The organism is Rhizobium sp. L51/94 (assembly GCF_019355555.1).
In the GTDB taxonomy this organism is placed as follows: Bacteria; Pseudomonadota; Alphaproteobacteria; order Rhizobiales; family Rhizobiaceae; genus Rhizobium; species Rhizobium rhododendri.
This window is the reverse complement of record NZ_CP072142.1, coordinates 476,012-491,474: the sequence shown is the minus strand read 5'-3', so window position 1 is coordinate 491,474 and position 15,463 is coordinate 476,012. Positions and strand designations below refer to the sequence as shown.

Below are 15,463 nucleotides of genomic sequence, written 5' to 3'. Positions count from 1 at the left end.
GGTCAGGCACGAGGGAGCGGGACGCATATCGAGCAAGGCATCGGAAAATGAAGCGTATCCAAGCGCCCGAACCCAATGAAACATATATCCATAATTGCCGAGCCCTTGAAGGCCCAACCCGCCTGGGATGCCCACCACACCCTCTTCCTGTGCTCGTCACAGGAATCCAGTCACGGCGCGTCTGCGCCGTGAGAGGGCCCTCTGTTGATGGGGAACGTGCTTTTGCCCAAAGACTTGGGCGGCTGGATTCCTGTGACAGACACAGGCACAAGGAAGGTCGGGGGTGGCTCTTTCCGGTTTTATGATCTTTCTGACCTCACACGCACGCACACACTCTCTCTATCTCTCGCACTCTCTCCTCTCGCTTTACTCCCTCGCCCCTGCTCGCAGCACCTCACGGGGATAAACCGTTGGGATTTCCGTTTGGAAACAATGCCGGCATCATAATTTCATCCCCATGCTTTCGACCCGATCTATAATCACCCCGTTCCGCCATTGGATACACCGGTCTGCGTTGCCGGCGAGGTGGGACCGGGTCTTGGAGGGGTTGCCGTCTACGCAGGCGACGTCTTCGAGGGTCCGCAGAAAGTGGATCCCTTCGAGCCCCTAGGCTCGGCGTGCCTGTGTGGCATAACTCCGGCAGCTTTTCCCCGAAACGGGACCTGGGTCGGAAACAGAGGATCCGGAGTTGCGGATAAAAACTGTCGAACGGGGCACATCTGGTGTCACTTAACTAAAAAATCATCAGGCACTCGGTGTGCCCCGGCCATCAGAATTGTCATGACACGGACCGAACAGGTCGCGTGAACGGGGAGGCGTGGGCCAATCTACGAGAAGCCATGCAGACGACAACCGCAGGCAACCAACCCCTTGGATCAGAGCGATGCCATCAGGCGGAACTGCGCAGCATGAGTTCGGCATTGAGCAGGATGCGTTCCTCGACGGTAGCCGACGGCGTGGCGGCGGTGGATTCGCCGAGCTTGTTGAGCAGGAGCTCGATGGCGAGCTTGCCGATCTCGTTGTAGTTCTGGGCAACCGTGGTGATCGGCGGACAGGCGTAGCGCGAAAGCGGATGATCGTCATGTCCGGCGACGCGCAAATCGCAATCGGCGCCGTGCCCGACCCGCAGTCCCTTCTGGTAGGCGGCGGAAATAACGCCGAAGGCGACGCGGTCGTTGGCGCAAAGGATGGTCCTGGAGGGAAAGCCGGATGTCGACGCCAGGATACGGTTTGCCTCCTCGAAGCCAAAACGCTCGAAATCCCAGCTGGCAACGGAGGACAGCCCGACGAGTTCGGGGGTGAGGCGGAATTGCTCCATCGCCTCGATATAGGCAAGGCGCCTGGTCGCGGCATTGGTGTTGACGTCAGGCATTCCGAAATAGCAGGGCGGCTCGCCGGAGCGGCAGAGGTAATCGACGACGAGGCTGAAGCTCTGGCGGTTGTTGGTGCCGACAAAGGCAGAGGTCTCGTCGAGCGGCGAGTCCACATAGACGAGGGGAATGCTCTGGCCGAGCTGCTGCAGCGTCGCATGGTGCGATTCTATCCCGAGAGGCGCGATGATGGCGCCGGCAACATTCAGCGACTTGAAGGTCTTGATCGCCTCGTCCTCCATTCCGGCCTTGCCATCCGAGGACAGCACGAAAGCCAGAAATCCGGCCTCGTTGGCGATGAGCTCGATCCGGCGGGTGAGCGCCATATAGAACGGATCGGTCGAATTCGGGATGATGACGCCGATGATATTGCTGCGCCGGCGGTTGAGGTTGACGGCGAACATGTTGGGACGAAAGCCGGATTTCTTCAGCGCATCCTCGATGAGATCCCTCGTCCTGCGGCGCACCGAGCTCGGATCGTTGAAGTATTTCGACACGGTCGGACGGGACAGGCCGACGAGTTCGGAAAAATCCTCCATCGTCCTTATCGGTTTCGCCACCTTGTCTCTCCCATCGGTCAGGAGTTCACCTGTAGATCACTCGTCTCCGGGCGAAAAGCCGGAATCCGCGCGCAATCGATGCCGGAAATTCACTTAGTCGGCGACATATTGTACCTTCATGGTCGCCGCGTCCTTCGACTTGCTGGTCAGGAACGGCAGCACCTCGGCGAGAGGCAGCCGGTGCGACACAAGCCGCCCCATCCGATCTGCATCCCGCTTCAGAATCGCAAGTGCATCGGGAATGGTCCCGTTCAGCGAATGGGAACCGACAAGCTTCAATTGCCGCCTGAAAATCTCGAACGGCGCGATCGACACCCGGGCATCCGGCGCGCAGACGCCGAACACCAGCATGGTGCCGCCATCGGCGGTAAAATCGGCCATGCCCTCGACGACAGCGGGAATTCCCGTGGCATCGGCGACGAAATCGAATTGGCGCCGGCAGCCGGCCAGATCCGCCGACCCAGAGACCGCGGTGCCAAGGCCGAGGCTACCTGCAAAGTCGAGACGACGTTCGTTGATGTCGGCAATTGTCACGGCGGCGACGCCCTCGGCCTTCAGCGAGAGGGCGAGCAGCAGCCCGATCGGCCCGGCACCGAAGACCAGTGCCGTCTGCGTGCCGTGGGCACCGGTGACAAGGTTGGCACTGCGCAGACCGTTGAGGACGCAGCCGAGCGGCTCGGCAAGTGCTGCGAGCTCGAAGGGCATGTCGCCGATCTCGTGCAGGTGCCCTGCGTCGACGGCGCTGTAGGCTGCGAAACCGCCATTGTGGGTGACCCCGTACGCCTTCAGCGTCCCACAGAGATTGCCGAGTCCCTTCAGGCAGGCGTCGCAATGCCCGCAGGTGAGGTTGGGATCGACGACTACACGGGCGCCGACCTTGATCGACTGCACATCGTCCGCGACGGCCTCGACGACGCCCGCATATTCATGGCCGGGGACGACTGGAAAATGCCCCTCGCCGTAGCGACCATAGAGAACGTCGATATCCGTGTGGCACAGACCGGATGCCTTGACCCGGATCAGCGCCTGGCCGGGCAAAAGCGCCGGCATCGGCAGGTCGGCGATATCGGCAACGCCGAGGGCCTTATAATTGATGGCTTCCAAGACGTCCTCCCGCACGCTTTCAGACGATGGCCGACCGTAAGGTCAGCTCATCCAGTTTCCGCCGTCGACATTGTAGGTCTGGGCAAGAATGTAGTCGCTTTCGGAGGATGCGAGAAAGACAGCGATACCCTTGAGATCGTCGGGTGTCGCGAAGCGGCCGATCGGCACGGACTTGGCGACGGCTGCCTTTTTCTCGCCGGGCTGCAGGCCTTCCCACTTGGCGAAGCTGGCGTCGACGACATCCCACATTTCGCTGTCGACGACACCGGGGGCGATGGCGTTGACGTTGATGCCGTGCTTGACGAGGGCGAGCGCCGCAGACTGGGTGGCCGAGATGATCGCGGCCTTGGAGGCGCAATAGAGGGTCACCAGCGCTTCGCCGCGACGACCGGCCTGACTTGCCATGTTGATGATCTTGCCGCCGCGACCGCGTGCGATCATCGCATTGGAGACCGCCTTCATCATGAACAGCGGCGCCTTGAGATTGATGTCGAAGATACGCTCGTAGCTCTGCTCGGTGATCTCGTTGATCGGCGCCATGTCGAAGATGGCGGCATTGTTGATGAGGATGTCGATGCCGCCGAACTCCTGGTCGACCGACTTGACGACGCTCTCGATGGCCGAAAGATCGGTGACGTCGAGCTTTACGGCGCTGGCGCGATCGCCAATGACAGCGGCGGCCTTGGTGGCACGGTTGATGTCGATGTCGGCGATGACGACCCGCGCACCTTCCTTGACGAAGGCTTCTGCAAAACCGAGGCCGATGCCGCGCGCACCGCCGGTAATCAGGGCGACTTTGTCCTTCAATCTCATAACACGCTCCAAATTCTAGATATTGACGAATGTCTGCCGGAAAGCCCTGACCTTGGGAAGGTTAAACTTCGAACGCCCGGGAGGGTGCTCGCGGCGGCAAGCCGCGAGCGGTATCGATCATTTCGGATAGCCGGCCTTCTTCATGTCGCGCTCGACCTGTTTCTGGGCATTGTCGAGGGCGGCGGTGACGGTCTGCTGACCGGCAAGCGCGGACGATATCTGCTGGCCGACGATGGTGCCGATGCCCTGGAACTCAGGAATGGCGACGAACTGGACGCCGGTGTAGGGAACCGGATCCTTCGTGGCCTTGGTCGGATCGGCCGACAGGATGGCCTTCAGCACGGCGGCGGCAAATGGCGCTGCCTTCTGGTACTCCGGCAGGTCATAGGTCGATTTACGCATGCCCGGCGGCACGGCGACCCAGCCTTCCTTCTCTCCCACCAGCTTCACATAGTCCTTGGAGGTCGCCCATTTGACGAACGACTTGGCGGCCTCGACCTTGGTCGATGTTGCCGGGATCGCCAGGTTCCACGACCACGACCAGCTGGCGCCGTGCGGGGTGACCTCTATCGGGGCGGCCGTGAAAGCGATCTTGTCGGCGACCTTGCTCTGCTTCGGATCGAACACGCGGCCGGCGGCCGACGTCGCGTCGATCCACATGGCGCAATGGCCGGTCGCAAACAACGCCTGGTTTTCATTGAAGCCATTCGATGTCACACCGGGAGGACCGTATTTGGTCAGCAGCTCGACGTAGTCGGTAACGGCCTTCTTCCAGGGCGCCGAATTAATCTGCGGCTTCCATTTCATGTCGAACCAGCTGCCGCCATAGGTGTTGATCATGGTTCCGAGGAACGCCATGTTCTCGCCCCAGCCCGGCTTGCCGCGAAGGCAGATACCGTACTGCTCCTTCGACTTGTCGGTGAGCTTGGCCGCGTATTCCTTGATCTGGTCGTAGGTCGGCTGCTCCGGCATCTTGAGACCGGCCGCATCGAACAGGTCCTTGCGGTACAGCGTGAACGAGCTTTCGGTGTAGAACGGTACCGCGTAGAGCTTGCCGTCGACTGTCAGGCCGGCCTTGATCGGCGCCAGAAGGTCGTCGTAGTCATAGTCGCTGCCGAGATCGCCGACCGGCTCCAGCCAGCCGGACTTGCCCCAGATCGGTGCTTCGTAGCCACCGATGGTCATGATGTCGAACTGGCCGCTTTTCGTGGCAATGTCTGTGGTCAGCTTCTGGCGAAGGACATTTTCCTCGAGCACCACCCAGTTCAGCTTGTTGCCTGTCTTCTTCTCCCACTCGGGCGCCAGCTTCTGCATGATGATCATGTCACCATTGTTGACGGTGGCAATCGTCAGTTCCTCGGCCTGGGCCATTCCCGCCATCAGGCCGATGCCGACGGCGGATGCGGTCAGCGTGCGAATAATTGTTGTCATGACTTCGTTTCTCCTCCCGAAAGAAAACCTACGCATAAAATTACATGCGTAAAGTTTTATTGCAACGAAGCGTCCTGCTGTCAACCGATCGGATATGACCGCTGCCGAATTTCCAGTCATATCTCGAAAATCATATGGCATAATGGCTGTTTTATTTGCTTGATTACGCTTACCTGCACACGAGATAAGCAATCCGCAAGGCATGCGCTAATTTACTCGCGTCAAATTCTGTTGACTCGCGATTTCCCTTTCTTTAGCCAAGACGGACCGCCGCATTGCATTATCCGTCCTTGGCGGGGCGAGGGAGGTAAGATGTCTGCTTTACAGACCGGAGGGCTTGCGCCTGAAGCGCTCGGGCCGACGATCACGATGGGCGAAATCCTGGTGGAGATCATGGCAACGACGGTCGGCCACGGTTTTCTGGAGCCGCAGGCCCTGATCGGCCCCTTTGCCAGCGGCGCGCCCGCGATCTTCATCGACCAGGTCGCGCGCATGGGCGGATCGGCTGGCATCATCGCCAGCGTCGGTAACGACGATTTCGGCAAGCTCAATATCGACAGGCTGCGGCGCGACGGTGTCGACGTCTCAGCCATATCTGTCATCGGCGATCTCCCAACGGGGAGCGCTTTCGTACGTTACCGGCCGGATGGCGCCCGCGATTTCGTGTTCAATATCGCCAGCTCCGCTGCCGGCCGGATCCAGCTGACGGCGCCTGCAACGGCGCTGATCGAGCGCAGCGGCCACTTGCATGTCATGGGATCGGCTTTCGCCATTCCGGGCGCCTCCGACATCATCCATTTTGCTGTCTCGGCGATAAAGGCCCGCGGCGGCTCGGTATCCTTCGACCCTAATGTTCGCAAGGAACTGGCGAATGGCGGGGAGGGCAGGCAGCTGCTCGACGATATGCTCGCCGTCACCGACCTCCTGCTCCCGTCCGACGACGAACTGCTGATCGCAGCCGATACCAGCGACGAACCGACGGCCATCGACAAGCTCCTTGGTATTGGCATTGGCGAGATCGTGCTGAAGCGCGGCCGCCATGGGTCTTCCTGTTTCGCACCCGGCTCGCCGCCGCTTCATGCAGCCGCCTTCGCGGTTTCCGAAGTCGATCCGACCGGCGCCGGCGATTGTTTCGGCGCCACCTATCTTACTGCCCGGCGAATGGGCTCGACGCCGGAGCGTGCGCTGTTGCTGGCCAACGCCGCCGGCGCCCGCAACGTCACGCGGCAAGGGCCGATGGAAGGTGTCTCCAGCCTTGAGGAACTGCAGGAATTTGCGCGAACCACACCGAGGGTGATCTGATGAACCAGCTGCTGACACGCCTCGCTTCTTCCCGGCAAGAGGGCTCGCCGTTCGGCATCACCTCTGTCTGCTCCGCCCACCCGACGGTGCTGCGGGCAGCGTTGCGCCGCGCCAGAAACAACGGCCGGCAGGTGCTGATCGAGGCAACGTGCAACCAGGTCAACCAGTTTGGCGGCTACACCGGCATGACGCCGGCAGACTTCATCGGCTTCGTCTGCGGGATCGCCGCAGACGAAGGCCTCGAGCGCTCCCGCATCCTTTTCGGCGGCGATCATCTCGGTCCAAACCCCTGGAAGAAAGAGACTGCCGAGGCGGCCATGTCGAAATCTGAGACGCTGGTCCGACACTACGTTCTGGCAGGCTTCAGCAAGATCCATCTGGATACGTCAATGGCTTGCGCGGGCGAGCCAGCGAGCCTCGGCGACCGGATCATCGCCGAGCGGGCAGCCCGCCTTGCCGAAGTCGCCGAGCAGGCCGCCCGGGCCAACGGCCTCGCCATGCCGGTCTACGTGCTCGGCACCGAGGTACCGACACCCGGCGGCGCCGACCACGCCCTCGATACAGTGGCGCCGACTTCAGCCATTGACGCACGTTCGACCATCGAGATCCACCGCGAGGTATTCGAGCGGGCAGGACTTGCCGATGCCTTCTCCCGGGTAATCGCCTTCGTCGTCCAGCCCGGCGTCGAATTCGGCAATGCCAACGTGATCGCCTACAGGCCAGAAGCGGCATTCGATCTCGGCGCTGTCCTCGACGCGGTCCCGCAATTTGTCTTCGAGGCCCATTCCACTGACTACCAGACCGTCGAGGCGCTGTCGGCTTTGGTGCGCGATGGCTATCCGATCCTGAAGGTCGGACCGGGCCTAACTTTTGCCTACCGCGAATCGCTGTACGGGCTCGACCTGATCGCGTCGGAACTGGTCCCGGGCTATGGCGACCGGTCGCTTATGCGAGCCATGGAAGACACGATGCTCGCCGATCCCGCGAACTGGCTTGGCCATTATCATGGGGAGGGGAATGCGCTGAGAGTGGAGCGGCATTACAGTTACAGCGACCGGATCCGCTATTACTGGGGCAAGCCACAAGCGACGGAAGCAGTGGAAAATCTGCTGCTGGCGTTGCGGGGGGTCGTCATCCCGGAAACCGTCGCCAGGCAGTTCCTACCGAGCCTTGTCATTCCGTCGGGCCGGCCGATAGATGCCGAACTCGTTCTCATCCAGTCTGTCGATGCCGTCCTTGAGACGTACGACGCCGCGTGCCTGGAGCAACCGACGTCGGCTCGATGCGGCGGAGACATCGCTTAGCGCATCGGCGGATAGGTGATTTTCGGGGGGGGGGGCATGGCGATCGAGGTGCGAGCGCCATGCCGAAGATCAATAGATGCCTGGGATCACTCTGCGGCCTGCAACGCGGGGATCTCGGGGGTACCCGAAAGCTCCCCCCTCATCGCGGCCGCAAACTGGACTTCGTCCAGCTCGTTTTCCCAACGTGCCACGACCACAGTCGCGACCGCATTGCCGACCAGATTGGTCAGCGCACGGCATTCCGACATGAAGCGGTCAATACCGAGGATAAGCGCCATGCCGGCGATCGGCACAGAGGGGACAACCGACAGCGTTGCGGCCAGCGTGATGAAGCCCGCGCCGGTGATGCCTGCAGCGCCCTTGGAGCTCAGCATCGCCACTGCCAGGAGCAGGAGCTGGTCGCCGAGCGTCAGCGGTGTGTCGGTTGCCTGGGCAATGAACAGTGCCGCCAGCGTCATATAGATATTGGTGCCATCGAGATTGAACGAATAACCGGTCGGAATGACCAGCCCGACGACCGACCGCTTGACGCCGGCCCGCTCCATCTTGTTCATCAGGCCCGGCAAAGCAGCCTCCGAGGACGACGTGCCGAGCACGAGCAGAAGCTCTTCCTTGATATAACGGATCAGGTTGAGGATCGAGAATCCGTTGTACCAGCCGACGGCCCCGAGCACGACCAGCACGAACAGGAGCGACGTCAGGTAGAACGTCCCGATCAGGAAGGCGAGATTGGCAATGGAGCCGATCCCGTATTTGCCGATGGTAAAGGCCATGGCACCGAAGGCGCCGATGGGCGCAAAGCGCATCAGGATGGCAACGAGACGAAAGATCGGGGCCGTAAGGGCCTGAAGGAAATCCGAAACCACGCGTCCACGCTCACCGACGGCACCGAGCGCGATGCCAAAGAACACCGAGAAGAACAGCACCTGCAAGATATCGCCCTTGGCAAAGGCGCCGACGATGGTATCGGGGATGATGTTCATCAGGAAGCCGATGATCGTCGCATCGTGCGCCTGGGCGGCATAGGTGTTGACCGCCTTGGTGTCGAGAGTGGCCGCATTGATATGCATGCCCGCGCCGGGCTGCAGGACATTCGACACCACGAGGCCGACGACGAGAGCAAGCGTCGAGAAGATGAGAAAGTAGAGCAGCGCCTTGCCGACGACGCGACCGAACTTCTTCAGGTCCGACATGCCGGCGATACCCGTCGTCACCGTCAGGAAGATGACGGGGGCGATGACCATGCGTACAAGCTTGATGAAGGCATCGCCAAGCGGCTGCATGGAAGCGCCGACCTGGGGATAGAAATGGCCGAGCAGAATACCGGCGGCAATGGCCGTCAGTACCTGCACGTACATCTGTCGATAAAAGGGAAGTTTGCCCTTGGTCGGGCTACCAGCGTCAGGAATTATCACAAGATCCTCCTCTTCGCCCAAACCGATCTCTCGGCCCTCCGGGCTGCAAATGACAAGCAGCCCTCCGACTGCAAGCTACATGACTTGCAACATCCATGCCAAACTCCGCAAGCGTCATAAGTGTTTGCGTAAAATAGACTTTGGTGAAAGCCGTTCGGCCAATTGGGCGCTTGTAGTGCGGAAATCCGCACAAAACCATTGAGGTCTGGCCGGGATTATGCACAGATGCAGCATGCTTCATCGCCCCCAACCTCCCAACCAGACGCCTCTGGACCTTGCCAAGCGACACCGCCGCGTATGGCTTGCCTTTGCTGCTACCAGCGCGCTGGTCCTGACCGTTGTCCTTTATACGGCCGGCGTCTATGGACGGTCGGTTGCAGTACATGCGCTGGCAGACCAGGGGCGGACCGATGCCAATCTGAAAATCGCCTTGCTGCGGGCAGTCCTCGAGCGGCCACGCGCCCTGCCGTTGCTGCTGGCCGACGACCTGCAGGTTCGCGACGCCCTTGCTACCGCAGACGACCAGCCCGTGCGGCTACTGGATCGCAAACTTGAAAGTCTTGTCTCCGGCACCAAGGCCTCCGTGCTCTATGTCATCGACCGAAACGGCATCGCGATTGCCTCCAGCAACTGGCAGGACCAGCTGACATTCGTCGGCAAGGATTACTCCTTCCGCGACTATTTTCGCCGCGCCATTGTCGACGGAACGGCCGAACATTTTGCCCTCGGCAACACCAGCAATCGGCCCGGCCTCTATATCTCCCGCCGCGTCGGAGACCCTCGGTCACCCATCGGCGTGGTCGTCGTCAAGATGGAGTTCGATCAGCTGGAAGCCGACTGGCGCGAGACGGCGCGCCCTGCCTATGTCACCGACGACCGGGGCATCGTCCTTGTGACCAGCATCCCGTCCTGGCGTTTCATGACGGATGCACCGCTGGCAAGCGACCGCCTGTCGGCCATCCGCCGAAGCCTGCAGTTTGGCGACGCGACGCTCACTCCCCTGCCGATCACCGCGCCGGTGGCGCTCGATGCGGATGCCTCGATCGTCCGCGCCGTGCTGCCCGGCACCAACACCGGCGAATATTTGCGCCTGAAAGCGCCGGTGCCCTCGACGCCGTGGACGTTGAACTACCTCGTGCCGACGGACGCTGCGATTGCGACCAATATCCGCGAGGATCGCTTCATCGCGCTTGCCATAGTGCTGCCCGTTCTGGCGCTGGCCGCCTTCCTGTTGCGTCGCCGGCATGTCTCGGCGATGGAGCTTGCCGTCGGTCGTGTGGCCCGCGAGGAGCTGGAGCGGCGGGTGCTGGAGCGCACCGACGATCTCAGTCGTGCGCGCGACCGTCTCGAGGCAGAGATTTCCGGCCACCGAACGACGGAGGCCAAGTTGCAGGTGGTCCAGCAGGAACTGGTCCAGGCGAACCGGCTGGCGATCCTCGGCCAGGTGGCGGCCGGCGTCGCCCATGAAATCAACCAGCCGGTTGCCACCATCCGTGCCTATGCCGACAACGCCCAGATCTTTCTGGAACGCCATCAACCCGGGCCGGTCAGGGAAAACCTCAGCCTGATCGCCTCGCTGACCGAGCGGATCGGCACGATTACCGAGGAGTTGAAGGCCTTCGCCCGCAAGGGCCGGACGTCGCCCGTGCCGGTCGATGTCCGCGGCATCATAGAAGGCGCCGTGGTGCTGCTCCGCAGTCGCTTTGCCGGGCAAATCGAGGCGCTGGCGATCGAACTGCCGCCCCGGGGCATGATGGTCATGGGCACCCGCGTCCGCCTCGAGCAGGTGCTGATCAATCTTTTCCAGAATGCGCTGGAAGCGCTCGAGGGGCGCAACGACGCGCGGGTTGCGGTATCGGTCTGCGAGACAGCGCACGAAATCGCCATCAGCATCGCTGACAACGGGCCGGGCATCGCGCCGGAAATTCTCGATTCGCTGTTCACCCCGTTCAACACTTCGAAGCCCGGCGGCCTTGGTCTTGGCCTCGTCATCTCCAAGGACATCGCGGCCGATTTCGGCGGTCGCATCGATGTCGACAGCGGCGAGACCGGCACGCGCTTCGTCCTCCATCTGCCAAGGGCATCCTCATGAACGAAGTGCCGCTCATCCTGCTCGTCGACGACGATGCCGACTTGCTGCGGGCAACGGCCCAGACACTTGAACTTGCCGGCTTTTCCGTCACCGCATTTTCGCGGCCACGCGATGCGGTCGAGGCCCTCGACATCGCTGCCGTCAGCGTCGTCGTGTCGGATATCCGGATGCCTGGCATGGACGGGCTGGAGCTTTTTGCCCGCGTCCAGCAACAGGACGACGACCTGCCGGTGATCCTGATGACCGGCCACGGCGATATCCCTATGGCGGTGCAGGCCATCAAGGACGGTGTCTACGACTTCATCCCGAAACCCTTCGCAACGGACAGGCTGGTGCAGAGCGTGCGGCGGGCGGTGGAGAAGCGGCGTCTCGTTCTCGACAACAGGAGGCTGCGCGAAGCAACCGACCAGGCGCAGGACGGCTTGCCGCTGATTGGCCAGACACCGGCGATGGAACGACTGCGGCGCACCCTGCGCCAGATTGCCGATACCGACGTGGACGTGCTCGTTACCGGCGAGACGGGCAGCGGCAAGGAAGTCGTGGCAAGCCTGCTGCATCGCTGGAGCCGCCGTGCGAAGGGCAATTTCGTCGCGCTGAATTGCGGCGCGCTGCCGGAGAGCGTCATCGAGAGCGAGTTGTTCGGTCACGAGGCCGGCGCTTTCACCGGTGCCCAGAAGAAGCGCATCGGCCGTATCGAGCACTCCGGCGAAGGCACTTTGTTTCTGGACGAGATCGAGAGCATGCCGCAGTCGGCGCAGGTGAAGATGCTGCGGGTGCTGGAGATGCGCGAAGTCACGCCGCTCGGCACCAACGACATCCGGCCGGTCGATCTTCGTGTCGTCGCCGCCGCCAAGGTCGACCTGAGCGACCCCGGTCAGCGGCAGGGCTTTCGCGAGGATCTTTTCTATCGGCTCAACGTGGTCACCATCTCCATTCCGCCGCTGCGCGACCGGCGCGCCGATATCCCGCTGCTTTTCGGCCATTTCGTGGATCGCGCCGCCGCGCGGTTCAACAAGCAGCCACCGGCCGTGCCGCCGGATGTGCATCGCTATCTCCAGGCACACGAATGGCCGGGCAACGTCCGCGAACTGGCGCATTTTGCCGAGCGCTTTGTCCTCGGCCTCGCCGACACCGGTCCTGCAACGCCTGGAGCCAATGACGCAGACAGCCCGATCATGTCGCTGCCTGCTCGAATGGAGCAGTACGAGGCCGATCTGATCCGAAGCACTCTCCGGGAACATGACGGCGACATCCGCCTGACGATCGAAGCCCTCGGCATCCCCCGCAAGACGTTTTACGACAAGCTGCAAAGGCACGGTATTACACGCGGAGACTATGTGAAATAGGGGCGGGCCTCAGGCGCGCTCGGCGCTGACACCACCCGGACGCTGGAGATAGCGGCCCATCTGCTTGGTGCCTTCCATTCTATCGCCGTTGACGATGGTCTTGCCCCTGAGGATGACGCGCACCGGCCAGCCGGTGACCTCGAGCCCTTCATAGGGCGTGTAGTCGGCGCCGTGATGCAGGATGTCGTTGCTGATCGTTACCGACCGCAGGGGATCCCAGAGGGCGATATCGGCATCCGAGCCGATGGCGATGGTGCCCTTTTGCGGATACAGGCCGTATTGTTTCGCATGGTTGGTCGACGACAGCGCGACAAAGCGGTTGAGATCGATCCGTCCCTTGGTGACGCCTTCTGAAAACAGGATGGGCAACCGCGTCTCGACACCCGGAATGCCGTTCGGTATCCACCGGAAATTGCGCTTTCCCTTCTCATTGAGCTTGCCCTGGTCGTCGTCGTAGCGAAAAGGGCAATGGTCCGATGAGAACAGCTCGAAAGTCCCGTTCTGCAGGCCCTCCCAGCAGGCGATCTGGCTTTCAGCGTCGCGCGGCGGCGGCGAGCAGACGAATTTGGCGCCTTCGAGCTCTGCCGCATCGAGATCGTCAGCGGTCAGCATCAGGTATTGCGGGCAGGTCTCGCCGGCAACATTGACACCACGCGAGCGCGCCCGCTGGATCTCTTCCATCGCCTGTCGGTTGGAGACATGCACGATGACGATCGGCGTCTCGACGATCTCGGCCAGCGACAGGGCGCGATGGGTGGCTTCCCGCTCGGCGGCTATTGGCCGGCTGGAGGCGTGATATTTCGGCGCAAGCTCGCCTTGCGCCTCGTGCTTGCCGATCAGAAACTGGATCGCGTCCTCGTTCTCGCAATGAACCATGACAACAGCGCCGGACCGTCTTGCGGCGTCGAGCGTATCGAGGATCTGGTCGTCGCGAAGTCGCAGGCTTTCATAGGTCATGAACACCTTGATCGAGGTGTAGCCGTCATTGACCAGCGCCGGCAGCTCCTGGCCGAGCACGGCGGCAGTCGGATCGGTGACGACGAGATGGAAGGCGACATCGACGTAGCATTCGCCATCCGCCTTGGCATGATAGACCTTCAGGCCTTCGCGCAGGCTGGTGCCCTTTTCCTGCATGCAGAATGGCAGCACAGTCGTATTGCCGCCAAAGGCCGCTGACAACGTGCCGCTGGCAAAATCGTCGGCCATGACAATACCGTCACCGGAAGGCTGGGCGAGATGTACGTGGCTGTCGATGCCTCCTGGCATGACATAGAGCCCTGTCGCGTCGATAATCTCGGCGGCATCAGCGAGACCAGTTTCGAGCGCTGCGATCCGGCCATCGATAATGCCGACGTCGCATGCTAACGTTTCGCTCTCGGTAACGACTGTCCCGTTCCTGATGATCGTATCGAACCGCATGCTGCACTCTCTCTTTTTCAGGCTGTTGCGCTAAGCATGCCGACGTCGCTGCCGAGGATCGCGTCAAGCGACGCAATCAACCGGTCGACTTCCTCCAGCGTGTTGTAGTGGACCATGGAGACGCGCACCGCCCCGTGATATTGCGGCAAGCCGATGTGATCGCCAAGCCGTCGCGCGTGGAAATCTCCGAAGCGGATGGCGATCTTGTGGGCATCCATGGCCTTGCAGATGCTTTCGGAATTGCGCCCCTCGAAGGCAAAGCTGATGGTCGGTATGCGGCTCCCGCGCGCATTGTCGCGTTCGCCGAATATGCGGCAGTCGTTGCGGCTGCCGAGGTAGCCGAGCAGCCGATCCGCCAGCGCGTTTTCCTGCTTCGCTATGACGTCGAAGGCCGCGACGATCTTTTCACGCAGGCTGCCGCTTGAGCCGGCGCGTTCACCGAGTTCGGCCAGATAATCAACGATGCCGGTCAGCGAATAGGCGAGTTCGTAGTTGGCATTGCCGGGCTCGAGCTTGCCCGGCACTTTGTCCCGCCCGTAGAAGAAGTGATAGAGCGGATCCAGCTCGAGCAGATGATCGTATTTGCCGTACATCATCGCGTAGTGGGGACCGTAAGTCTTGTAGAGGCTGAAGACGTAATAATCGACATCCCATGCCTGCACGTCGATGGCGCGGTGTGGCGCGTAGGCGACGGCGTCGACGCATATACGGGCGCCGCGTGCATGGACGAAAGCGGCGATCTCGGCGATTGGATTGATCGATCCGAGAATATTCGAGACATGGGTGACGCAGACGAGCTTCGTCCGCTCCGTCATCAACGGCGCGAGATCGGCCATGTCGAGCACGTAGGTCTCGGTATCGAGCGGCCAGAACTTGAGAACGATGCCGGCATCCGTCAGACCTTCCCACGGGCCGATGTTCGATTCGTGGTCGGAGATCGTGACGATGATCTCGTCGCCCGGCTTCAGCTGGCTGCGCATGCCCTTCGCCAGGTTCTGCAGCAGCACAGTCGTCGAGCCGCCGAAGACGATTTCCTCGGGACGCGCCGCATTGACCAGATGCATTGCCGCCATTCGCCCGTCCGCAAGCGCCTTTGCCGCCTGCAGCGAGACGTCGTAGCTGCCGCCGATCTGGACGTTCTTGTCATAGAGGAAGCTGGTCATGCGATCGACCGCCGGCTTTAGGATTTGCGAACCACCGGCGTTGTCGAAAAATGTCCATCCGTTGCCGAGCCCTGGAAATTGGCTTCTGGCAAAATCGATGTCGAGGGGGCGTTGCATGAGCTGATCTCTCCCGGAATATTTTGT

The 15,463-nt window shown here is 61.7% G+C and carries 11 protein-coding genes; 4 read left to right on the top strand and 7 right to left on the bottom strand.

The window, feature by feature from the left end; genetic code table 11:
- Positions 1–889: 889 nt before the first annotated feature.
- From J5274_RS20275 to J5274_RS20260, 4 genes are all read right to left on the bottom strand, one after another.
- The gene (locus J5274_RS20275) at positions 890–1,909 is read right to left on the bottom strand and encodes a LacI family DNA-binding transcriptional regulator (protein WP_219275661.1); all 1,020 of its coding nucleotides are present in this window, start codon (positions 1,907–1,909) and stop codon (positions 890–892) included.
- 114 nt (positions 1,910–2,023) lie between these two features.
- Complete coding sequence (locus J5274_RS20270) at positions 2,024–3,034, bottom strand: zinc-dependent alcohol dehydrogenase family protein (protein WP_374113757.1); 1,011 nt, start codon at positions 3,032–3,034, stop codon at positions 2,024–2,026.
- A 42-nt stretch (positions 3,035–3,076) separates the two neighbouring features.
- Positions 3,077–3,847: an L-iditol 2-dehydrogenase gene (locus J5274_RS20265; RefSeq protein WP_219275577.1), complete on the bottom strand. Its 771-nt coding sequence runs from the start codon at positions 3,845–3,847 to the stop codon at positions 3,077–3,079.
- 117 nt (positions 3,848–3,964) lie between these two features.
- Positions 3,965–5,278: a sugar ABC transporter substrate-binding protein gene (locus tag J5274_RS20260; RefSeq protein ID WP_219275576.1), complete on the bottom strand. Its 1,314-nt coding sequence runs from the start codon at positions 5,276–5,278 to the stop codon at positions 3,965–3,967.
- Between the two features lie 312 nt (positions 5,279–5,590).
- On the opposite strand from J5274_RS20260, the gene J5274_RS20255 reads away from it, so the two are divergent.
- A complete protein-coding gene (locus tag J5274_RS20255; protein WP_219275575.1) occupies positions 5,591–6,580 on the top strand; it encodes a sugar kinase in 990 nt (329 codons plus the stop codon).
- Positions 6,580–7,884 carry a D-tagatose-bisphosphate aldolase, class II, non-catalytic subunit gene (locus tag J5274_RS20250; RefSeq protein WP_219275574.1) on the top strand — a complete coding sequence of 435 codons (1,305 nt, stop codon included), beginning with the start codon at positions 6,580–6,582 and terminating at the stop codon, positions 7,882–7,884. The genes J5274_RS20255 and J5274_RS20250 overlap by 1 nt, the downstream gene beginning before the upstream one ends.
- An 86-nt stretch (positions 7,885–7,970) precedes the next feature.
- Here J5274_RS20250 and J5274_RS20245 read toward each other — a convergent pair whose 3' ends face one another.
- Entirely contained in the window at positions 7,971–9,242 is a 1,272-nt protein-coding gene (locus tag J5274_RS20245) for a dicarboxylate/amino acid:cation symporter (RefSeq protein WP_244615553.1), read from the bottom strand.
- Positions 9,243–9,531: 289 nt separating this feature from the next.
- On the opposite strand from J5274_RS20245, the gene J5274_RS20240 reads away from it, so the two are divergent.
- Positions 9,532–11,391 (top strand): ATP-binding protein, encoded by a 1,860-nt coding sequence (locus J5274_RS20240; protein WP_257625730.1) that lies wholly within the window; start codon positions 9,532–9,534, stop codon positions 11,389–11,391.
- Positions 11,388–12,737, top strand: coding sequence for a sigma-54 dependent transcriptional regulator (locus tag J5274_RS20235; protein ID WP_219275572.1), 1,350 nt, complete (start codon positions 11,388–11,390; stop codon positions 12,735–12,737). The genes J5274_RS20240 and J5274_RS20235 overlap by 4 nt, the downstream gene beginning before the upstream one ends.
- A 9-nt stretch (positions 12,738–12,746) precedes the next feature.
- Here the strand turns inward: J5274_RS20235 and hydA are convergent, their stop codons facing one another.
- A complete protein-coding gene (hydA, locus tag J5274_RS20230; protein ID WP_219275571.1) occupies positions 12,747–14,156 on the bottom strand; it encodes a dihydropyrimidinase in 1,410 nt (469 codons plus the stop codon).
- A 17-nt stretch (positions 14,157–14,173) separates the two neighbouring features.
- Positions 14,174–15,436 (bottom strand): cysteine desulfurase-like protein, encoded by a 1,263-nt coding sequence (locus J5274_RS20225; protein ID WP_219275570.1) that lies wholly within the window; start codon positions 15,434–15,436, stop codon positions 14,174–14,176.
- Positions 15,437–15,463 lie beyond the last annotated feature (27 nt).